General features: G+C 67.3%; 18 protein-coding genes and 2 pseudogenes. 11 read left to right on the top strand and 9 right to left on the bottom strand.

Annotated features, from left to right (window positions below):
* Positions 1–14: 14 nt before the first annotated feature.
* Positions 15–1,082: an ROK family transcriptional regulator gene (locus ACWDO5_RS14390; RefSeq protein WP_450530605.1), complete on the bottom strand. Its 1,068-nt coding sequence runs from the start codon at positions 1,080–1,082 to the stop codon at positions 15–17.
* Positions 1,083–1,129: 47 nt separating this feature from the next.
* Here ACWDO5_RS14390 and ACWDO5_RS14385 point away from each other — a divergent pair, with 47 nt between their 5' ends.
* Entirely contained in the window at positions 1,130–2,224 is a 1,095-nt protein-coding gene (locus tag ACWDO5_RS14385) for a Gfo/Idh/MocA family protein (protein ID WP_450530588.1), read from the top strand.
* Positions 2,221–2,700: a heme-degrading domain-containing protein gene (locus tag ACWDO5_RS14380; protein WP_450530587.1), complete on the top strand. Its 480-nt coding sequence runs from the start codon at positions 2,221–2,223 to the stop codon at positions 2,698–2,700. Before ACWDO5_RS14385 ends, ACWDO5_RS14380 begins: the two co-directional genes overlap by 4 nt.
* A gap of 157 nt (positions 2,701–2,857) precedes the next feature.
* Here ACWDO5_RS14380 and ACWDO5_RS14375 read toward each other — a convergent pair whose 3' ends face one another.
* Positions 2,858–3,718 carry a fumarylacetoacetate hydrolase family protein gene (locus ACWDO5_RS14375; RefSeq protein ID WP_450530586.1) on the bottom strand — a complete coding sequence of 287 codons (861 nt, stop codon included), beginning with the start codon at positions 3,716–3,718 and terminating at the stop codon, positions 2,858–2,860.
* Between the two features lie 844 nt (positions 3,719–4,562).
* Between ACWDO5_RS14375 and ACWDO5_RS14370 the strand changes: the two genes are divergently transcribed.
* A complete protein-coding gene (locus ACWDO5_RS14370) occupies positions 4,563–5,576 on the top strand; it encodes an SEC-C metal-binding domain-containing protein (RefSeq protein WP_450530585.1) in 1,014 nt (337 codons plus the stop codon).
* A 309-nt stretch (positions 5,577–5,885) separates the two neighbouring features.
* Positions 5,886–8,834, top strand: a complete 2,949-nt coding sequence (locus tag ACWDO5_RS14365) for a DUF3427 domain-containing protein (protein ID WP_450530604.1) — start codon at positions 5,886–5,888, stop codon at positions 8,832–8,834.
* On the opposite strand, the gene ACWDO5_RS14360 is transcribed toward ACWDO5_RS14365, so the two are convergent.
* The gene (locus tag ACWDO5_RS14360; protein WP_450530584.1) at positions 8,831–9,763 is read right to left on the bottom strand and encodes a YDG/SRA domain-containing protein; all 933 of its coding nucleotides are present in this window, start codon (positions 9,761–9,763) and stop codon (positions 8,831–8,833) included. The genes ACWDO5_RS14365 and ACWDO5_RS14360 overlap by 4 nt on opposite strands.
* Before the next feature lie 204 nt (positions 9,764–9,967).
* Positions 9,968–10,624 (bottom strand): ATP-binding protein, encoded by a 657-nt coding sequence (locus ACWDO5_RS14355; RefSeq protein WP_450530603.1) that lies wholly within the window; start codon positions 10,622–10,624, stop codon positions 9,968–9,970.
* A gap of 185 nt (positions 10,625–10,809) precedes the next feature.
* Here ACWDO5_RS14355 and ACWDO5_RS14350 point away from each other — a divergent pair, with 185 nt between their 5' ends.
* The 5 genes and pseudogenes from ACWDO5_RS14350 (at position 10,810) to ACWDO5_RS14330 (ending at position 13,843) form a co-directional block, all read left to right on the top strand.
* Positions 10,810–11,691, top strand: coding sequence for a helix-turn-helix domain-containing protein (locus ACWDO5_RS14350; RefSeq protein ID WP_450530583.1), 882 nt, complete (start codon positions 10,810–10,812; stop codon positions 11,689–11,691).
* Positions 11,692–11,693: 2 nt separating this feature from the next.
* On the top strand, positions 11,694–11,873 hold the full coding sequence (locus tag ACWDO5_RS14345; protein ID WP_450530582.1) for a DUF397 domain-containing protein: 180 nt from the start codon (positions 11,694–11,696) through the stop codon (positions 11,871–11,873).
* A gap of 335 nt (positions 11,874–12,208) precedes the next feature.
* Positions 12,209–12,310 (top strand): annotated as a pseudogene (locus ACWDO5_RS14340) (IS5 family transposase); the annotation flags it as partial.
* An 857-nt stretch (positions 12,311–13,167) separates the two neighbouring features.
* A complete protein-coding gene (locus ACWDO5_RS14335) occupies positions 13,168–13,335 on the top strand; it encodes a hypothetical protein (RefSeq protein ID WP_450530581.1) in 168 nt (55 codons plus the stop codon).
* A gap of 304 nt (positions 13,336–13,639) precedes the next feature.
* Positions 13,640–13,843, top strand: coding sequence for an excalibur calcium-binding domain-containing protein (locus tag ACWDO5_RS14330; RefSeq protein WP_450530580.1), 204 nt, complete (start codon positions 13,640–13,642; stop codon positions 13,841–13,843).
* Positions 13,844–13,864: 21 nt separating this feature from the next.
* Here the strand turns inward: ACWDO5_RS14330 and ACWDO5_RS14325 are convergent, their stop codons facing one another.
* Complete coding sequence (locus ACWDO5_RS14325) at positions 13,865–14,368, bottom strand: hypothetical protein (RefSeq protein ID WP_450530579.1); 504 nt, start codon at positions 14,366–14,368, stop codon at positions 13,865–13,867.
* Between the two features lie 370 nt (positions 14,369–14,738).
* Between ACWDO5_RS14325 and ACWDO5_RS14320 the strand changes: the two genes are divergently transcribed.
* Positions 14,739–15,743 carry a CHRD domain-containing protein gene (locus tag ACWDO5_RS14320; protein WP_450530578.1) on the top strand — a complete coding sequence of 335 codons (1,005 nt, stop codon included), beginning with the start codon at positions 14,739–14,741 and terminating at the stop codon, positions 15,741–15,743.
* A 37-nt stretch (positions 15,744–15,780) separates the two neighbouring features.
* Here ACWDO5_RS14320 and ACWDO5_RS14315 read toward each other — a convergent pair whose 3' ends face one another.
* From ACWDO5_RS14315 to ACWDO5_RS14305, 3 genes are all read right to left on the bottom strand, one after another.
* Positions 15,781–16,842 (bottom strand): WxL protein peptidoglycan domain-containing protein, encoded by a 1,062-nt coding sequence (locus tag ACWDO5_RS14315; RefSeq protein ID WP_450530577.1) that lies wholly within the window; start codon positions 16,840–16,842, stop codon positions 15,781–15,783.
* A 148-nt stretch (positions 16,843–16,990) separates the two neighbouring features.
* Positions 16,991–18,454 (bottom strand): fibronectin type III domain-containing protein, encoded by a 1,464-nt coding sequence (locus ACWDO5_RS14310; protein WP_450530576.1) that lies wholly within the window; start codon positions 18,452–18,454, stop codon positions 16,991–16,993.
* 194 nt (positions 18,455–18,648) lie between these two features.
* A complete protein-coding gene (locus ACWDO5_RS14305) occupies positions 18,649–19,869 on the bottom strand; it encodes a HupE/UreJ family protein (RefSeq protein WP_450530575.1) in 1,221 nt (406 codons plus the stop codon).
* Between the two features lie 575 nt (positions 19,870–20,444).
* Here ACWDO5_RS14305 and ACWDO5_RS14300 point away from each other — a divergent pair.
* Positions 20,445–21,119, top strand: a complete 675-nt coding sequence (locus tag ACWDO5_RS14300; protein ID WP_450530574.1) for a hypothetical protein — start codon at positions 20,445–20,447, stop codon at positions 21,117–21,119.
* Positions 21,120–21,318: 199 nt separating this feature from the next.
* Here the strand turns inward: ACWDO5_RS14300 and ACWDO5_RS14295 are convergent.
* Positions 21,319–21,450 (bottom strand): annotated as a pseudogene (locus ACWDO5_RS14295) (transcriptional regulator); the annotation flags it as partial.
* Between the last annotated feature and the right edge of the window lie 33 nt (positions 21,451–21,483).

The following is a 21,483-nucleotide window of genomic DNA, read 5'->3' as shown; positions in this document are numbered from 1 at the left end:
CAGCGTATTTTCCCTCAAGCAGGTGACGCCTCAGCGCGGCCGAACAAGGGCGCGAGCACCAGCTGCGCGGCGCCCTCCGCGACGACGTGCGCGCCGCCTTCGGCGAGCGTCACGGGGACGCGGACGCGCTCGCCGACTCCCCGTACGAACGACTCGGCCGCCGCGCTCACGACCCGGCCGCCGAGCAGCACCCGGTCGATGTCGAGCAGCTCGACGAGGTTCGCGGCGCCGGTCCCGAGAACACCCGCGGCCCTGTCGAGGTCGCCGCGCCCGACCGCGGCGAGGCAGAGCGCCTCGATACAGCCGCGCCTGCCGCAGCCGCACTCGGGCCCGTCGAGCTGGATGACCTGATGCCCGAACTCCCCCGCCCCCGTGCGCGCGCCCCGGTAGAGCGCCCCGCCGAGTACGAGGCCCGCGCCCAGCCCCGTACCGAGATGGAGATACGCGAACGAGTCCCCGGGCCCACGCAGGCCGAGCCCGAGGGCGGCGGCGTTGGTGTCCTTGTCGAGCACGACGGGCAACCCGAGCCGCGAACCGAGAGCGTCCCGGAGCGGAAAGCCGTCCCACTCGGGAAACCCGGTGACGCGACGGGGCACGCCGGTGGAGTGGTCGAGCGGCCCGGGCATGGCAACCCCGACGCCGAGCAGGCGCCCGGCCGACGGAACCGCCTCGACCTCCGCCGCTGCCGTCTGAAGGACCGCCTCCGCTCCCGCCCCCAGGTCCAGCGGCACCGTACGCGCCGCGACCAGCGTGCCCGCCAGGTCCAGCAGGACCGTCGTCAGCTCGTCGCGGTCCAGGTGCAGGCCCATCGCGTGGCCCGCCGACGGGACCAGGCGCAGCAGCGTGCGCGGCTTGCCCCCGGTCGACGCCCGGCGGCCCGCCTCCGCCACCAGGCCCCCCTCGCGCAGGCGCGCGGTGATCTTGCTGACCGCCTGCGGAGTGAGCCCGGTGCGCTCGGCCAGTTCGAGCCGGCTGATGCCGCCCTCCCCGGCCGTACGCAGCAGATCGAGCACCCGTGCCGCGTTGCGGCTGCGCAGCACAGGCAGATTCGCTCCACTGATGGTTCTGTTCACGGACCCCATTGTCACCTGCGCTTGCACTTTGGCAACACCGTTGCTTAAGTGGATCCATGACTGGTACCGACACCCGCACCCCTCTCCGCGTCGGACTCGTCGGCTACGGCCTGGCGGGCTCCGTCTTCCACGCCCCGCTGATCGCCGCCACCGAGGGCCTCGCCCTCGACACGATCGTCACTTCGGACCCGGAGCGGCGGAAGCAGGCCCGCGCCGAGTTCGGCGACGACATGCGCTTCGCGGCCTCGCCCGACGAGCTGTGGGAGCGCGCGGGCGAGCTCGACCTCATCGTCATCGCCTCCCCCAACAAGACGCACGTCCCGCTCGCCACCGCCGCGCTCAAGGCCGGCCTCCCGGTCGTCGTGGACAAGCCGATCGCCGGCACCGCCGCCGAGGCGCGCGCGCTCGCCGCCCTCGCCGAGGAGCGCGGTCTGCTGCTCTCGGTCTTCCAGAACCGCCGCTGGGACAACGACTTCCTCACTCTCCAGCAGCTGATCGCGGACGGCGAGCTCGGCGACGTACAGCGCTTCGAGTCCCGCTTCGAGCGGTGGCGTCCGCAGCTCAAGGGCGGCTGGCGCGAGTCCGGCGACCCGCAGGAGATCGGCGGTCTGCTGTACGACCTGGGCAGCCATGTCGTCGACCAGGCGCTGACTCTGTTCGGCCCGGTCGTGCGGGTCTACGCCGAGGCCGACGTACGCCGCCCGGGCGCCGAGACCGACGACGACGACTTCATCGCGCTCACGCACGCGAACGGAGTGCGCTCGCACCTGTGGGTGAGTGCCATGACCGCGCAGCTCGGCCCGCGCTTCCGGGTGCTGGGCTCGACGGCCGGATATGTGAAGTACGGCCTGGACCCGCAGGAGGCCGACCTGCGCGACGGCAAGCGCCCGGTGCCGGGCAGGAGCTGGGGCGTCGAGCCCAAGGCGCTGTGGGGCCGGATCGGCGCGGGCGAGTCCCCGCTGACCGGCGGGGGCACCCCGGTCGAGACGGTGCCGGGCGACTACCCGGCGTACTACGAGGGCATCGCCACGGCTCTGCGCGACGGTACGCCCCCGCCGGTCACAGCCCACGAAGCGGCGGCCGCGCTGGACGTCCTGGAGGCCGCGCGCCGCTCCGCCCGCGAGGGCATCACGGTGGATGTCTCCGCATGACCGCGTCCACACCGGCGCCGCTCACCGTCGACGAGTTGGTCGCCCAGGAACGCAGGCTGACCGTACGGCGGTTCACGCACGACGACGCGTGGGCGCTCGGCAGCATGCTGGTCGAGATGGCCTATTTGCGGCAGGCGCCGGTCGCCATCGACATCCACCGCGGGACGCAGCAGCTCTTCCACTGCGCGCTGCCGGGGTCGAGCGCGGACAACGACGCGTGGATCGACCGCAAGCGCCGGGTCGTCGAGCGGTACGGCGAGAGCTCTTTCCTGGTCGGCGCCCGCCACCGCGCGAAGGGCACGACGTTCGAGGACTCATCGCGCCTGGACCCCAACCTGTACGCGGCCCACGGCGGATCGTTCCCGATCACGATCGCCGACGTCGGCGTCGTCGGCACGGTCACGGTCTCGGGCCTGCCCCAGGCGGAGGACCACGCGATGGTGGTCGAGGCGTTGGAGCGGTTCATCGCGACGTGACGGCGGAGGGCGAACGGCGGCTCGCGATGTCAGGCGGGCGAACCGCGGCTCGTTCAGCGGCCCACAGACCAGGGCCGCGGGGGTCATCCCCCGTACCTCCGCGGCCCTTCCCCGACCGGCGGCTGCGGGCTCCCCCTCCCGCAGCCGCGGGCGACGCCTACGCGTCCTTGAACTCCTGGCGCTGGCGGCCCAGACCCTCGATCTCCAGCTCCACCACATCGCCGGCCCGCAGGTACGGCTTCGGCTCCGGCGCCCCCAGCGCCACCCCCGCCGGCGTCCCGGTGTTGATGACGTCCCCGGGGTACAGCGTCATGAACTGGCTGACGTACCGCACGACTTCCGCCACCGAGAAGATCTGGTCGGCGGTCGTACCGTTCTGCTTCAGCTCGCCGTTGACCCACAGCTTCAGACCCAGCGCCTGCGGGTCCGGGACCTCGTCCGCCGTCACCAGCCACGGGCCGAGCGGGTTGAACGTCTCGCAGTTCTTGCCCTTGTCCCAGGTGCCGCCGCGCTCGAGCTGGAACTCACGCTCCGAGACGTCGTGCGCAACCGCGTACCCGGCGACGTACGACAGCGGGTCCTCGTCGTCCTCCACATAGCGGGCCGTACGCCCGATCACCACCGCGAGCTCGACCTCCCAGTCGGTCTTGCGGCTGCGGCGCGGCACCAGCACGGTGTCGTTCGGCCCGACGACCGTGTCGGCGGCCTTGAAGAAGACGACCGGCTCGGTCGGAACCTCGGCGCCCGTCTCGGTCGCGTGATCGTGGTAGTTCAGCCCGATGCACACGACCTTGCCGATCCGGGCGAGCGGCGCTCCCGTACGGACACCATCGGCGTCCAGCACGGGCAGCTCGCCCGCATCCGCCGCGGCCCGTATCCGGGCGAGGGCGGACGCATCGGCGAGCAGCTCGCCGTCGATGTCCGTGACAAGGCCCGACAGGTCGCGCAGGGTCGTCCCGTCCTGGTCGAGCAGGGCCGGTCGCTCGGAGCCCGGTGTGCCGACACGTAGCAGCTTCATGGTCTGTCTTCCCTGATCGAGAGTGTGAGCCCGGGCGATGGGTAGCGGCCATCGAGGGTCCGGAGGCTTGGCTGATCGTCCAAGACATCCGACCTCTCTGCAAGACCCCGTTCACAACCTGGACCTTTACGTGGCAGTAGCAAGCGCGCCCGCGGCCGGCTTTACGTGGCAGTAGCAAAGGCGCCCGCGGCCGGCATGTCCCGGTAGAGGAACGCCCGCTCGACCCCCCGGCAACGGCGAAGTTCCCGGCCTCGCCGGGCTGGGTGGTCTGCGGAAAGTACCCGATGTGCCCCTTGTCCAGAACACCCGTTTTGCCGATGCCCTGCGCGACGGGGGCGACGACGCCGAGCCGGGGGATGCGGAGGACGGCGTAGGCCTGGTCCCAGCGGGGTGCGGTTCTCCGCGCGGCGGTTTGATCACGGACAGGGGGCGCGGCGGCTTCGCCCGGCGCGGTCTCATCGACAACGTCCCCCGTGTCCTGGGGAACGAACACCCTCCCCCGCATCGCCGGCAGGGTCCTCCCACCCCCGCACCAGAGCCTGGACTTTGTGCTCGGCGCCCTGCCGGGCCTGCCGGTTGGTCCACCACAGCTGATGCACGACGAAGGAGGAGTACGACGACCCCGAGGGTGACGGTGACCTCGGCCCCGGCCCACAGCCCACAGCCCACAGCCCACAGCCCACAGCCCACGGGCGAGCGTGGCCCACCGCCGCGAGCTGCACCCTTGCACCACGACCGGTATCCGCTCCCGCACGGCGGCACGATAGGTGCCGATCCCTCAAGTCACCAGACCCGTGAATCGGCTCATCCCGCCGAACCCCCGTACAGCAGTACGGTGTCCACCATGCGCCCCGACACGCCTGCCGATCACATCACCGAAGCCGAGCGCCTGCTGCGTACCGCGGCGCAGTACCCCGAGGACCATGAGCCACTGCTCCTCCAAGCCGTGGCCCATCTGGAACTGGCGGGCGAGCGCGAACGCGCCTCCACCCTCTACGACCGCATGCTCGCGGCCGACCCCGAGCACCCCCTGCTGATCAAGGCCCTCCAGGCGGCGAACCTCTGGGAGTACGGCCACGAGGCGGAGGCCCGCGCCCTGATCAACGGCATCCGCACGGCGGCCCCGGCGGACGCCGCGCCCTGGGAGATCATCGCCGAGACGCTGGAGTCCCACGATGAGCTCGAGGCGTCCCACGACTGCTTCACGACAGCGATCACCCTGCTCCTCCCCGCAGGCGACGACGAGGCCGTCCCGTACACCATCCAGTCCCTGCTCACGGGCCGCCACCGCGTCCGCCGCCTGCTGGGCCTGCCCCACGACGAGCGGGACGCCCTGGCCGACCGTGGCCACGCGTCGGACATCTCCCTGGACGAACTCCACGACCCGAAACGCCTGTGGGCCCTGGGCTCCGAAAACCCGGCCGAGCTGCAGGCGGAAATCGCCCGCCTGCGATCCGAACTGGGCTCGTACCGCTCGGCCCTGTCCCGCCCGTTCCCGGTGGCGGTTCTCCACTGGCCGGAGAACGAGCTGACGGAACTGCTCGCGGCCTACCCGGAGTTGGAGAACGAATACCCGACGCACCGTGCCCACCTGACGGACATCGAGGCCTCGCTGCGGGACCTGTCGTCCACGGGCACGGAGAACTTGGGCATCGTGACGGCGACGATCCCGTCGTACGAGGCGTTCGCGGCCTCGGAACAGTCGTCCCCGGCGAACGCGGACCTGCTGCCGCAGTACGCGACGACGCTGGCGGCAAGGGGCCGGGCGGTGGCGTGGCCGCCGGCGAAGGGGGCGGCTTGCTGGTGCGGGACGGGGAGGGTGTACCGCGACTGCCATGGGAGCCCCTACCAGCGATGAGCCTCCGCCTTCACGTCGTACGCGAAGCTCGGTAGACGAGCAGGACCCGCATGGCGAGCACGTCTGTCAGTGGGTCCTGTTACAACGGGGGTCAGGGAAAAAGCGATGCAGGGGGGGACACCAGTGACCGAGTCGGCGAACCACCTTGCGCCCGTGGCGGGTGTTTACGAAAAGCTCATCACCGACCGGTTGCAGGAGCAGATCGATCTACTCGATCAAGCAGGGTGGAAGGCCATCGACGCCCCCGTCGGCAATGAGTCCTCTCCGCATGTGATCGCACGGCATGTAGGCGAAGTTGTTCATCGTGCGATGCGCGGGTTGAAGCAGGACGAGCAGGTGGCCCTCGCTAACCAGATCATGCAATCACTCGCTTCGGTCGATGCGGTCAAGGACGCCGTCGAGCAAATCGCTGATGGCCCTCGACAGCTCCTTGCTCTGGCCGAGCAGGAGGCTCCTGGCGTATACGCGCTACGTCCTCTGACACCACTCTCCGAGACCGCTCTGGTCACCAACTCGCCTGAAGACCCCAACCTGGGGAGCGAGCTGCGCGCCGAACTCGCCACCGCAGACCGCATCGACCTGCTTTGCGCCTTCGTGAAATGGCATGGGCTACGCGTGATGGAAGACGCGCTCAAGGACGCCCATAAGCGCGGAGCTCCCATCCGCGTCATTACCACCACCTACATCGGGGCGACCGAGCGCCGTGCTCTCGATCGCCTAGTGCGCGAGTTCGGCGCCGAGGTCAAGGTCAACTACGAGACCCGCTCGACCCGCCTTCACGCGAAGGCCTGGCTTTTCCGGCGGAACAGCGGATACGACACGGCGTACGTCGGCAGTTCCAACCTCTCCAAGACCGCTCTGCTTGACGGCTTGGAGTGGAACGTCCGGCTCTCTTCCATCGCAACGCCCACAGTCCTCAAGAAGTTCGAGGCCACGTTCGACGCGTACTGGAGTGACCGGGCATTCGAGTCATACGACCCTGACTCCCACTCCAAGCGCCTGGATGAGGCCCTCTCCCAAGCCGGCAGCCCCAGCAATCAGAGACAGCGCACCCTGAGTCTCTCTGGCCTCGAAGTCTGGCCGTACCCGCACCAGCGAGACATGCTGGAGCGCCTGGAAGTTGAGCGCACGGTCCACGAGCGCCACCGCAACCTTCTGGTCGCTGCCACTGGCACAGGCAAGACCGTGATGGCAGCTCTGGATTACAAGCACCTGCGCCAGAAGTTCGGGCGCGATCTGCGGCTGCTCTTCGTTGCTCACCGCAAGGAGATCCTGGAGCAGTCGCTTCGCACATACCAGGACGTACTGGTCGACGCGAACTTCGGCGAGCCCTATCACTCCGGAGAGATTCCTGAGAACTGGACTCATGTCTTCGCGAGCGTCCAGTCGCTGAACAGCCGCACACTGGAGCGCTTCAGCCCCGACCACTTCGATGTCATCGTGATCGATGAGTTCCACCACGGGACCTCGCCCACGTACCGCAAGATCCTGGACCACTTCGCACCCAAGGAGCTTCTCGGCCTCACCGCCACCCCCGAGCGGATGGACGGCCTCAATATCCAGGACGAATTCTTCGATGGCCGCATCGCCGCAGAGATGCGCCTATGGGAGGCGCTGGAGAACGATCTCCTCAGTCCATTCCACTACTTCGGCATCACCGACAACACCGACATGAGCGCCGTCACGTGGAAGAAGGGTGCCTACGACAACTCCGCGCTCAGCGGCCTCTTCACTGGGAACGACACCCGCGCACGCCTCGTCGTACAGGCCGTGCGGGAGAAGGTCGCTGATCCCGGCTCCATACGGGCACTTGGCTTCTGCGTCTCTGTGGCCCACGCGCAGTTCATGGCCGATTTCTTCCGCAAGGCTGGCCTCAACGCTGTTGCACTCTCTGGCGAAACCCGCAGGGCCGAGCGCAAGGCCGCACTCGATGCACTGAAAGCCGGAGATCTTCAAGCCATCTTCTCTGTCGACCTGTTCAATGAAGGACTCGACGTCCCCGACGTCGATACGTTGCTCCTCCTCCGCCCGACGTCGAGCGCCACGGTCTTCCTCCAGCAGCTCGGGCGCGGCCTACGCCGCAGCGAGAACAAATCGGTACTCACTGTTCTCGACTTCATCGGCCAGCACCGCAAGGAGTTTCGCTTCGAGGAGCAGTTTCGGGCGCTGACCAACCTGACCCGGAACCGGCTGCTCGACAACATCGAGCGTGACTTCCCTCAGCTGCCGTCCGGCTGCCAGATCATCCTTGAGTCGAAGGCCAAGGATCTGATCATCGAGAACATCCGCAGCCAGCTCAGCGTCAACGTCACCCAGCTCGCCCGCGAGGTCGCCGCATACGCCGAACCGCGCCTAGCCGAGTATCTGACCGAGAGCGGTCGCGAGATCAAGGAGCTCTGCCGAGGCAACGGCAACTCCTGGACTGGTCTCCTCCGGCGCGCCAAGCTCCTCAACTCCCCTGTCCCGGAAGGCGAGGACGCCCACCTCAAGCGCGTCTCCGCATTTCTCCACGTCGACGACCCGCTCCGCTCAGCCACGTACATGCGCCTGCTCGAGGATGACGTTCCGGAATACGACGAACTGGACGAGCAGGGCAAGGCATACGCCCGCATGCTCTACTTCTCCCTCTGGCCGCTCGGCGGCTTCGCCAGGTATCAGGATGGCTTCGCGGCCTTGCGTCCGCAGCACGCCTTCCGAAGCGAAGTCCGCCAGGTTCTCGCCCACGTCCTCAAACAGGCAGACCACGTTCCCGTCCCCCTGATCGGCGACCACGCCGGCTTGCCCCTAACGGTGCACGCCTCATACAGCCGCGAGGAGATCCTCCCCGCCCTCGGCCAGTCCTACATCGGCGGCTTCATGCCTGGCCACTTCCGCGAGGGCGTGAAGTGGTGCGAGAACATCCAGACCGACGCACTGCTGATCACGCTTGAGAAGGACGAGAAGGACTTCTCCCCGCAGACTCGGTACAAGGACTACGCAATGAACGAGGTCCTCTTCCACTGGGAGTCCCAGAACCAGACCTCCGAGACCTCTCCCACCGGCGTCCGCTACCAGACCCACAAGGAGAACGGCTCCCACGTCCTCCTCTTCGTCCGCCGCTACAAGAAGACGGACATCGGCGGCCCCCAGCCCTGGATGCTGCTCGGCCCCGCCGAGTACGTTGAACACAGGGGCAGCAAGCCCATGGGCATCGTCTGGAAGCTCCGCCACGAGATCCCGGCCGACGTGTGGACTTACTCAGCCATCGCTACGGGTTAATACTCCGAGTCCGAGATCTTCCAGAACCGTCGATGTGCCCGTATGAACCGTTCCTGTATCCGGTGCCGGTCATCGATGTTGAGGCGCACCCGTGAGCGTGTTCCGTGCGCATACCGGTCTATGACCCACAGGTCATCAGTCAGGAACACTGCCCCACGGTCCAGCTTCACATGGCAGTTGGGACAAAGGCACAGTACGTTGCCGTCAACATCAGGGCCACAGTTCGGCTTGCCGAGCGCCTGGATGTGAGCACCCTCCGCATAACTCGCACCATCAACGCCGACCGTCAAAGCTAGCTGACACATCTGACAGGTGTGCCTGTACCAGCTCTTGACTCGACGGGCTACCGCGGTATCCCGGACAATGCGCTCAACAGTTGTGGTCTTCCGAGGCGGGGCCCCATCGAGCATGTCCTGAACCTGCTGTTCGATGGGAGTTAGTTCCTGTCGATCATCCGCAAGCCGATCCAGCTTGAACCTGCAGATTCGGAAACCGGACGTACCTGCTTCGTCCCAGTCGCCGACCACCTCGTACAGCCCGTCGTAGCGATACCCCTTGGCAGGCGAGTAGTCCGGGTCGCCCTTATACCCTCGAATCACGCGGACCGGATAGCCCATGATTCGACTTCGCCGGAGTCCGGCATTCCCCCGATCCCCCCAGTTCTGGTCCTTCACCTGCCGCTTCGTTGACCGGTCTTGCCCACCATGACCTGTATAGAGGATGTGATCCCAGTCATCACGATCATCCTCGTACCCGTCGTTCAGCACGATCGCATCGGCAGCTACCTCGCCATCGCCATCACGACCCCAAGAGATCCCAGCTTCAGCCTCCTTGGTGAGCTTTGCCTCTTTCGCCGCCCTTCGAGAATCGAAGTGCGCACCCGGCAGAAGGTCTTCCACATGCCCGAAGACAGCCCTGTATCCATCCATCCGAACATGCTGCCGATACCGTGATCGAGTTTGATCAGGTCGGACATTAGACGTGCATCGACGTCCGAAAATAGTTGTAACTTGACCCGAAGTAGGCGCCCGAGTCGGGTGATGCGTAGCGGGACAGGATCGAGCCTGCAAGTCCGTTGCCTACAAGGCCGAGCCTCACAACAATCTCGACCCGACCGCCCTCCACGATGACCTTCACTCCGCAGGCCCCAGTTCAGCCTCATAGTGCATCTGGGCCCGATCCAGCGCCCTGTCCGGATCACACCCGTGGGCCTGAAGCCAATGGAGGAGGTCGGCGATCAGGTCAATCGCCGCCTCCTCCGCGACGGCCACGCTCAAGCGGCTCGAGTTGGACGGCTGCGGGTGGCGGGCGGTGCCGTAGAGTGTGAGGAACTCCTCGGCATGCGCCACCTTCGGGCCGCCAGTATGGCCGTTCGGTTCGGTGAGGTCCGTGGCCAACTCGCACCACACCACCTTGGAGTCCGCCCGAAGGATCACGCCCCACCGGTCCGTGACCGCGTCGACGAGCGTCATTCCACGGCCCGACTCCGCCTCGCACTCCGCGCTGAGCAGGGTGGGCAGTGTTCGCGTATCCGGGTCGTGCAGCTCGATACGGAGGCGGGTGCCGCTCATGGAAACCGCGAGCGTGGCAGGCGTGCCAACGCCTACATGGTTGATGACGTTCGACGTCAGTTCTGTGACGCAAATCTGAGCCGACTCGACCAGTTCCGGCAGACCCCACAGCGTCAGGTGTAGCCGCAGCACTTTACGCAGACCCGCAATCTCGCATGGCTCTGCCTCGAAGGACAGGTCCCAAGGCTTCCGCCTGACACAGTCACTCGCGTAGATCATTTTGGTTTGCCTCCCAGTGCAGAGCTGCACGACCTCAACTGTCTCCGTAGAACGTGCCGTTCAGGACTGACCGTAGGGCTACAACTACAGCGGGTGCAATTCACTCGGGGAAAATTACACCCAACGCGCTTGCGAGCCCTCCGCGATCGGACCCAAACTGTGCGTGCATCCAGGGAGGGCGCAGCGTGACGCAAGAGCAGGCACCGCAAGGCAACCGTGCTTCCACTGTGCTGGGACGTCGTCTTGGCGGAGAGCTATACAAACTCCGCGTGGCCGCCGGGCTGACCCAGACCCAGGCTGCCAAGGCGCTGAGCGCGTCCACTGGGAAGGTCGCCAAGATGGAGAGCGGTTGGGTTCCGATGCGGGAACCTGATATCCGCGCTCTGTGTGAGCTCTACGGTGCCAAGGGCCCTCAGACGACGCAGCATCTGTTGACGTTGGCCGCAACGGACCGGGATCGCCGTAAGGCACTCGGCTGGTGGAACCAGTACCCGGAACTCCGCTCGCTGGTCGAGTACGTCGCCCTGGAGGACGTCGCAACGTCGGTCAGAACCTGGCAACTGGCCTTTGTGCCAGGGCTCTTCCAGACCCCCGACTACGCACGAGCGCTGGCTGTCGGCAGCGCCACGTGGGAGGACCCGGACGAGATCGAGCGGTTCGTGGAAGCCAAAGTCGCCCGCCAATCGCGCCTCAAGGGCGAGTCGCCGCTGGGCATCTGGGCCATCGTCGCCGAGGGAGCGCTGCGCCAACTCGTAGGCGGACGCGATGTCATGCGCGTCCAGCTCGACCATCTTGTCCGTACCGCCCAGCTACCCAACGTGAAACTTCAGGTCATGCCGTGCTTGGCCGGGGCCCATCCCGGGATGACCAGCGCGTTCAACATTGTTTCGTTCGCCGAATCCGGCGCAATGGACGTGGTCTACATGGACACGACTTCATCTACGCTGTGGCTGGAGAGCGAGAAGGATGCGGCCCACCACGGAACCCTCTTCGACCGCATCGCCCGGCTCTCACTGGCGCAGCATGACTCACGCGCCCTGATCGAGAGCATCCGCAAGGAGATGTGACCATGCCCGCCTTCGAGTTTGCGAAGTCCAGCTACAGCAGCGGTAACGGTGAGTGCGTCGAGGTGGCAACTAACCTCGTCGGCATCGTGGCAGTGCGCGACTCGAAGCTCCCGGAGGGGCCTGTCGTCCGCCTCCCCGCCAGCGCATGGACCGACTTCGTCCGCCAGGCAATCGAGCGCTGAGCTGGGGTGCGGCACCCGCGCCGTGGGTTAGGCCGTTTCTTACGGATCACTCCCGTTAGGCGCGGTTGTCATTGATGATGGGCCCGTGGCCAACTACATCAGCCCGCTGATCTCAGCCTTCGGCCTCGTTACCAGCACGATGCTTCTCACCCTCGCCATTCGCGAATACAGGGCCGGGCATCAGTGTTCTGGATTGGGTTGGGGGCCCTGATTTTCCTGAGCGCCGTCGTCGCGCTGGTGCGCGATGTCCGCCGCTTTCGCCGGAGGGCTTCGGGTCAACCTGAGGCATACCCAAGGGCCCGTGCCTCTTGAGCGGTAAGGCCGTTGGTCCCGGTATGCCGTTGACGAATGCACAGTGGGCGCGGAGCGAGCCGTTGCTGCCGGATCGGACACCGAAGCGGGGTGGACGGTGGCGCGATCACCGCCAGGTGATCGATGCCAAAGTGCAGCTCGTCCTGCGGCATCACAGGCCTCCCTCAGCATGGGCACCGCGTCAGGGGTTAGGTCAGAGCGTCGATGGCCTTCACGATCAGCGCCCGTGCGCCCGCCCGACCTGTTGGGCTGTCACCCGCACCGCATGCCCCAACAGAACCGCCAGAACCGCCACACCAAGACATCACCGACCTGATGAAGCGCTACTGGCCCTCGGCTCCCCCCCTGGCGGGGCTTCGTCGAAGCCCTTGCGCGAGGGCCGGGTCAGCTAGGGGCGCCCAGGTGCACGGCCGGTCTAGTCCTCGCCGTGCCGACGGCCAGTGCATCTCGGAGCGCGGTGGTGATCTCCTCCGGGCTGTCGCGGAGTTGAGAGGGCGACGCCGAGAGCACGATCAGGCCATGCCGGGCCATGCGGTTGCGGCGAGCCATCGTCCGTTCCCAGTCGCCCGGGCCCAAGTGCCATTCCCGCGAGTCGATTTCGAGAACCACGCCCGCGTGCGGCCAGTAGGCGTCCGGGCGCGCCAGGAACGTGCCGTCCGGCAGGTAGAGGTCCTGGTTCCACAGAGGGGCAGGGATGCCTGCCTTCCGGAGCAGGTGGCGAGCGCGGCTCGGCGACGGAGCGGATCCCCGCCGTCAGGGCCTCGATCGTTGTCGCGACCCGCGGGTCGCTCGCGCGGTGAGTGGATCGTAGTGTCGTCGTGAGTTCGGCCAGGGTGCAGCGGCCGCGCTGAACGACCTCGGCGAGCAGGGCCGTCACCGCGTTCTGGCCGGTCAGATATGGGATCGCGTCAGTGGCGGCCCTTGGCAGGGGCGCGCAGGGCAAGCCCTCAATCGGCAGGCGACGATAGGAGTGTTGGGTCCGGTGGACGCGGACGTACGCACGGCTGCGGGGGTTGCGTGTCCCGGATACGAGTACATCCACCGGGCCCACCTGGGTCAGCGGGCCCGTCGCCCGAACCCCGTACAGCGCGAGCGCAGCCGCGCCCGTGAGCAGTGCGCCCTCGGCGGCGTACAGGAGCGCGGCGCGTAAGCGTTGGCGTGGGCTCGGGGCTCCCGTCTGGAGAAGGATCACGCGTGGGAGTACGCGTTGCCAGGGCCCGCCAGAGGTGCAGCGGTGGGCGATGGTCGAAGGTGCCCAGCCCAGGGCGGCCAGTTGCATTGAGGTCGCGAGGCCGTCCTGGGCCGCGATGAGCGGGGTGGTGGATGTGCGCATATGCGAGCCATGCCCACACCGCTCGCTCCGCTACCCGCTGCTACGAAGTCAGTGACAAGCTCCCTTTTCCTGTACCCGGATTCCAAGCTGCTCGGACTCCGAGTACACGACTCCGGAGAGTGTGACGAGGACCGACAGTTACCCAACGCCCACGCCCACGCCGCCCACGCCCACGCCCCCGCCCCCGCCCCCGCCCGCGAAGCCCAAGGTCTCGTACACCAATTGCGCTGCCGTACGCGCCGCCGGCGCCGCCCCCATTCACGCCGGGGAGCCCGGCTACGGGCGCCACCTCGACCGCGATGGGGACGGCGTCAGCTGCGAGTGACGTTCCGGCAGGGCCGCTCGGTCAGCGGTAGTCGTCCGGGTGGCCCTGCATCCAGGTGTTGATCTTGTCGCGTACGCCGATGAGCTCGCTCCGGTGCTTCTCGAGGTTCGCGGTCGACCTGTCGTCACCCAGCTTCTCCTGGAGCGCACTCATCCACGCCAGCGGCTGCTTGAAGTGGCCCGGACCCTTCGGGTCGGCCTTCATTGCCGCGTCGAGGCCCGTCAGTTCGTCGTTCACCCGGCCCAGGAAGTAGTCGCAGTTCCCCGGGGTGCAGGTGTCGTTCAAAGTGGCCTGCAAGGTGGCGAACGCGTCGCGAACCTTCTCGACGGGAGCTGCCGACTCTTCCTGACCCTCCGGTTCCGCGGCGGCTGCCGCTTTCGCCGGCTGCTCCGAGGCAGGCGGCTTCCGCTCGGACCGGGCGTCGTCGCCACTCCCGCCCCCGTCCTGGGTAGCGGAGCAGGACACAAGAAATGCCGCCAGGAACACGGCGGCCACGGCTCTGCCGCGGCCTTGATGGAAACGCATGAGGACCCCCCTCGTACTGAGCTCGTGCTGAGCTCGTCGACCCTACCTGCGCAGGGATGTGTGGAGGGACCTCGGACGCACCGACGGAGGAATGGGCACGGCCGTGGCAGCCGGGGAGGCGGTCACGGCCGCCGCAGGTTCATAGGGGATACAGGGATACGGGAATGCGTAAGGAGATTGAGACTGCCGAGTTCGGAGCCTCAAGGAATACGAAGTGCCGGCGGTGCGGCGAGCAAACCTGTCGTACGGGTGCTGCGCATGATTGTCCCCCCGGTGTGGCGTGGGTGATGGGTACGTCGATCACTGCGGGGCGCGTACTTCATCGCGAGCGGCCCCGTACGGAGTCGACCTCAACGTGAGGATCAGAACAATGCACAGGCGTTATGTCGCTATTGTCGCCGCCGCAATTCTGCTTGGTATTACGGGTGTTACTCCGGCCCATGCCCACAGCAGTCACGGCGGTAGCGAGGACGGGCACGGCAGCGGCCACGGCAGCGGGGACAGCGGCCGGCACAGCAGCGGACGGGGAGCAGCCGCGGGCGGCAACGCCGGCGCCACCTTCACCACGGCCTCCAGCGGGCGCGCCGTCACCTTCGCCGCCCAGCTCACCGGCGCCAACGAGGTCGCCGTCCCCGGCGGGCCCGCCGTCAACGACCCCGACGGCAAGGCCGTCGCCCTCCTCGAGGTAACGGGCGACCGTGTGACCTTCGCCCTCCAGTGGAAGGGCTTCGTGCCCAGCCTCGGGCACATCCACGAAGGCGTCGCCGGGAAGTACGGCGCCCTCAAAGTCCCGCTCTTCGGGACCGCGATGCCCGACACCGTTCACTCGGCGGCCGGTCAGGTGGCCATCACCGACGCCAAGCTGGCCACGCGCATCCGTACCAACCCGTCCGGCTTCTATGTGAACCTGCACAGCGCTCAGTTCCCGGGCGGAGCCGTACGAGGGCAGCTCAAGCCCCTCCACAAGAACATCAACCCGCTCCACATCATCAAGGGCGGCAAGCTGCGGGCGCTGTCCAACGGCGACCAGGAGGTCCCGAAGGACGACGCGTCCAAGGTGTGCGACCCGGACGGGCACGCGGTGACGTTCCTGGACCCGCAGGGTTCGAACGTCGAATACTCCTTCGCCTGGGTCAGCATCAAGAGCCCCGCCAAGGGCCACATCCACAAGGGCGCGTTCGGCAAGAACGGCGACGTCGTCTTCGACTTCTTCAACCGGCCCGTGCCGGACGGTATCTTCGCCGTCTCCGGGAAGCTGGCGGGGCAGAACCCCGACGTGGTCAAGCACGTCGGCGCCAACCCGCAGAACTACTACTCCAACATCCACACCGCCGAGTTCCCCGACGGGGCCGTCCGCGGGCAGCTCTTCCGCTGAACAGGCGGCTGGAGGCACGCCCGTCGGATCCGAACGGCTACTGGTCGGAGGTCTCCCGCTCGCGAAGAGCCTGCTCGACAGCCTCCGGGACGCGAGCATCCTCCCGGAGCTTGGCCTGACGGCGGCGGCGCCGGGAAGCCAGCCCGACGACAACGAGCCCGCAAAGGACGACGAGAAGAAGCAGCAGTGCCCAGGGGATGGTCCAGGCGTGCGTCGTGCTCTCGACGTTGGCGAGCGGGGCGACCGAGCCCGACGCGTCGGTGAGCAGCGCGACGAGGGCGACCGTCCCCGTCAGTCTCAGCGCGGGAGCCACTCCGTGTACCGGCACGGAGACCTTCCAGGTGTCGCCCGGGAGCAGCTCGGGCGAGTCGTCGATCTGCCCCGCGCGGACGCCGAAGCGCCCGAAGGGGCCGGATATGGACACCGCTTGACGAGCGGTGAGGATGGCGTTGCCAGTGTTGTGGATCGTGTACGTGACGGCGGCGTCACCCTTCCCGAACGGATTGGGCGTGCCCGAGTAGCGCACCTGCAGGTCCTCTACCGACAGGCTCGGCTTGAGCTCTCCACCCACGCGCAGACGGATCCGGATTCCGAGACGCTGGTCCGCTTCGCCGGCCTGCGTCAGCGAGGTGACGATGCCGCCCATGTAGTCGCCGGGCGCGGCGTTGTCCGGAAGATTGACCGTGAACGGCACCTGGACCGACTTGCCGGGCGGGACCGTCACATCGGGTCGGTCCGTGTGGACCCACGCACCCACCAGTGTCGACTTCGCGTCCTTGGCGACCAGGTCGAGCTGGCCCCCGTCGGTGGTGAACCCGTCGGCGGCGTACACGGCCAGGTGGAGCGGCGTGGTGCCGTGGTTGACGACCTCGAGACCGTCCTTGAGCTGCGCGCCCGGGTTAAGGGTGTAGCGGTAGTTCTGACGGCCGGACCCGAAGTCGTTGGAGGCCGTACTGATCGCCCAGGGGGCGTCGCCGTCCGCCGCCGCAGCGGGTCCGGCCCCCACTCCGAGGAAGCCGAGCGCGGCGAGCAGCACCACGACAGTGGCCTGGGCAAGGGCTCCGACTGCTGTGGTCGTACGCGGTCTGGGCGGGTGCATCTGATGATCCTCGGGCAGTCTGGGAGCGGCGGGATGGAAACGTGCGGTGGGGTGGGCACCCGACGGTGCCCACCCCACCAGGTGGAGCGGGCCGGATCAGCTCAGCGCGGTGAGCGTGAGGGTCCCGGCACCACCCACCCTCGGTTGACTACTGAAGCCAGCCGGACTCAGCCGTGGCCGCATCGGCCTGCTTGTCGTTGCCCTTGCCGTCGTTCCGGTTGATGACAACCTTGTCGACGATGGAGCCGACCGGCTGAGCAGCGCTGGCGCCGCTGTTCGGGCCGCACCACGACTCCTGGCCCAGCTCCACCGCAGCGTTGGGGGCAGCGCAGGTGCCGCTGCGGAGGTTCTCGACGACGAGCTTGTCGTCGCGCACCCCGACCTTCACATAGGTACGGACGTGCTCCTGGTTCTCGACCGAGTTGGCGTAGTGGCTGTTGGGGTTCAGCGGGTCGGGGCCGTAGTTCGGGTCCTTCGTCGTGTCCGGAGCGGTGATGTCGTAGTACTTCGAACCCGACGCGGAGTTCGCCGTCACATAGATGACGCCGCCCGGACCCTGGGTCACCTGGTTTGCACCGGGCTGCTCGCTCGGGTTGGCCTTCTGACCGTTCTTGAGCACGTAGCTGCGGGTGTAGCTGTGGTCGTGACCCTGCAGGACCAGGTCGACGCCGAGCTTCGAGAAGGCAGTCGGGAAGTCCTGACGGCGCTTGATGTTGTCGGTGTCGTTCGCGTGGCTGGCCGGCGAGTAGATCGAGTGGTGGTAGACGAGCACCGTGTGCTTGGCCTTGGCGCCGTACTCCTTCACGACGTCGCTGATGTAGCCGATGTGCGCCTCGTCAGCACCGTTGGCGTAGGCGTTGCTGTTGATGTCGATGAACAGCACGTCCTTGTACATGTAAAAGTAGTCACCGCCCGACCGGGTCGCCGCGCTGCCGTTGTAGTACGGCGCGGAACGGTCGGTGTTCGGCGTCCAGAAGTGCTGTTCGTACGCCTTGCCGCCGACGTCGTGGTTGCCGATGGTGGCGGCCCACGGGTACTGGCGCAGCTTGTCGGGCGCGAGGAACGAGTTCCAGTGCGCCTCGGTGTTGGCGGTCTCGACCTGGTCACCGCCCGAGACCAGCAGCTCGGAGTTCGGGTTGGCGGCGAGGGCGACGTCCAGGGTGTCCTGCCACCCGGCCTGGTCCTTCGCCAGGTTTCCGGACGAGCCGATCTGCGGGTCACCGAAGAACAGGAAGTCGAAGTCGCCCTTGAAGTCCTGCGTCTTGAAGGAGTACGTCGGGGACCAGCTGCCCTCGGCGCCGACGCGGTAGGAGTACTTGGTCTTCTTTTTCAGGCTGTCGATCGTGACGTGAGCGTTGTAGCCGCCGTTGACGCTGTTCGCGGCGATCGTGGCCGGGAGGGTGACGGCCTTCTTGGGGAACTTGCCCTTGACGAGCTGGGAAGTCGGTACGACCTGGACGACCTGCGGGGTGTTGGTCGAGGCGTACCAGGACACGACGCGCTGCGTTTCGTTGGCGCCCACGCCGAGGACGATGCCGGTGGGCGTCGCGAGACTGTCAGCGGCCGCGGCTGCGGTCGTCAGGCCGCTGCCGAACACTGCTGTGACGCCCATGACGACCGCGGTGGCGCCTGTAGCCACCCGGCGTCGAACAAGCCCGGGGCTGCGTGTCCCATTGTCGAGCTTCATCGGTTCCGTCCGTTCAAGTATGAGGGGGTTAAACATTGTCAAAATGTCGGATGTCAGTGTCTTCGAGGTGAACGCGAGGCAGTCGAACTATTGCGCGCATCGAAAGTTGTAACGTGAACTCAGGTGGCGACAAATCGCTGCACGAACCACACCAGGCCCATCACGGACACACCCGCCGCGATCGCCCCCGTCGTCCACAGCCCCGCGACCGGTTGGCGGTGGCGCAGCAGGGCGAGCATCGGAAAGGCAACGATGATGATCGCCAACTGGACAACCTCGATGCCCACGTTGAAGACGAGCAGGGACCACAGAAGCGTCCACGACCAGGCCTGGTTGATCCCCAGTGACGCGGCGAATCCGAGTCCGTGCACGAGGCCGAAGCAGAAGACCAACGCGAGCCGCATCCAGCCCGCGCGGTCCAGGCTGAGGTGACTGTGACCGACCGTCTCGAGATCTCCTGCGTGCGATCGGCGTCGCCAGATCCGCCACAGATGCCAGCCCGCGACGACCGCGATCGAGAGGGCGATGACAGGCTCGACGAACGACGCAGGCAGCTGAACGAGGCCGAGGGCGGCAAGGATGAAGGTCACCGAGTGGGCCAACGTGAAGGTCGTCGCCGCCAGTACTATCTCGCGCAGGCGGCGTGACCCCGCGATGAGCGCCAGCAGGAACAGGATGTGGTCGGGGCCGGTGAGCAGGTGCTCGGCTCCGAGCAGGAAGAACGTCCAGAACCGCTCGGTCCAGGACTGCTGCGTGGAGAACGACCGATGCTGAGCGTCGAGGGCGGTGCTTCCGGACTTCAGGTCGAGGTCGTAGGTGACGATGGTCTTGCTGTCGCGAACATAGCCCTCGGAGTCCGGGAACAGCCCGCTGCGCACCTCGTGCGCCTCAGCGGACTCGGGGCACCGGTAGTCGAGAACCAGCAGCGCGTACGGGACACCCTCGCGTTCCTCGATCGTGAAGTCGCCGTCCTGAACCGGGGTGCACGCCTTGCCCTCAGCCGTGACGCCGAAGCGCTCGGTGACGTACGCGACGACCGAGTCGGCGTGGGCGTCGAGCGCGGCGGCCCGCTCCGCCGCGTCGCCGTCCTCGAACGCCGCGGTGCCCGCCTGGAAGAGCGGCTCATCCTTCTCGGAGTCGGCAGCGGAGACGACGAGCAGGTCATACTCCAGCCGGAGCTCGGTGCGGACGTGACCGGCCCCGGGCGAGGCGAGGGCGACGTACACGGTCGAGCTGAACCCGTGGGCAAGAGCGGGCACGGCGCTGAGCAGGACCGCCACGACTGCTGCGGCAACGGCGGCAACGGCGGCACAGGCACGACGTCGAGCGGCGGGGGACATGTGACTCCTCTTCGGTTAACGGACGAAATCTGCTTGACGCAGATGAACGACCAGCAGCACGCGCACCAACCAGCGATGAACCAAGCGCGGCGGAGACAGCCGCAAATGCCGTGTCGTCAGGCGCGGGGCGGGGTGCGCCAAGGCGCCCGACGCGGGACGGAGCTCCTGCTGGAACCGTGTCGACCAAGAACACCGTTCGGCAGGAGCTCCGTTGAGTTGAAGACCGCCCGCGACCTGGTCGTCCAGGCCGCGGGCGTCACGCGGACGCCGTCATCGACCTCGTCGGCACCATCGGCCGCCGCATCCTGGCCGACCTCATGCCCAACCGCCGCATCCGCACGAGCCCCGCGTCGCCAAACGCGCGATTTCCACATACAACGCCAAAGGCACCGTCGACCGGACCGGCTGCAGGGCCACCATCAGCATCCACATCCTGGACACAGCAGCCCCTTGACAATCCCGCCCCGCGCCTGACCACACGGCATTGGAGTTGGACATAGCCCCCCACATCGAAGACTGCAAGCGATGAGGTAAGAAGTAGGCGCACTCCCCGCCACCCCCGAAGGACGATCTCTATGCGCTCTCGACTTCTGCCCGCCGGCACGCTGGCCGTGGCAGTCGCGACTGCCGTGCTGGCCAGTGGATGCAGCTCCGGCGACGACTGGTCCCGGCCGCACGCAAAGCCCACCGCCGTCGGCACCCTCGGCCCGGGGTTCGTCAACCCGACCGCAACGCCCACCCCGGAGGCGACGATCACGCCACGACCCGGCTCCTGGAACGGGCTCCGTCCGTCGAAGGGCTACCGCGTGGTGCTGCTCACCGCAGGAAAAGACCCCCAGACCAGGACGCTGGTGAGCGCCGTGACGAAGTGGGCCGAGGAGGAGCACGTCAGCCTCAAGACCGTCACGGCCACGGAGCCGAACCAGTTCATTCCACGCATCAGCGAGGCGATGGACCTGGCGCCCGACCTCATCATCAGCGCCGGCAATGACCTGGTCGACCCCCTGGCCATGGTCACCCCCAACCACCTCGACCAGCAGTTCCTCGTGGTCGGCGCCGAGCTGGGCGAGCCCACGGGTAACGTCACCGCCGCCGACTGGACCGGTGCCTCCTTCCGCGGCGAGGGACTCGGCATGTCCTCGGAGTACGATCCCGCCACCTTCACCCCCGAGCGCGCCGGGCGCGCCGTCCGGGCGGGTGTCGCGGCCGTGCTCAACGGCCTGACGGGCATCGTGATCTGGCTCGCATAGGCCCACCCCACCGCCGCATGGGCCACCAGCTCTTGTGACACCCAACAGGCAGCGCACCTTCCACGCCGCTGCGCAACTGCGTGCGCACGCCGACCATCAGCAGTTTTCCTGTACTGGGATTCCAAGGTGCTGGTAATCCCAGTACAACAGGACCAACGGGCGGGGCGAGCGCCACCGTTGCCATGTGTACGCGTGCGCCCTCCTCCAACGCCTTCAGGTACAGGCCGCTTTCAGCGGGCCGAGCGATGTTCACCTGCGCCGGCAACAGCAGTTCCACCGACACGAGCGTGTCGTCGTACACATGGAACACCTCCTGCGGCCACAGAGCCCGCTCCGAGTGTCGTGGTCGCATGGGCGGGCTTCA

The sequence above is a fragment of the Streptomyces sp. NPDC000880 genome, from assembly GCF_053599675.1.
This window is presented reverse-complemented; position numbering and strand designations above follow the sequence as displayed.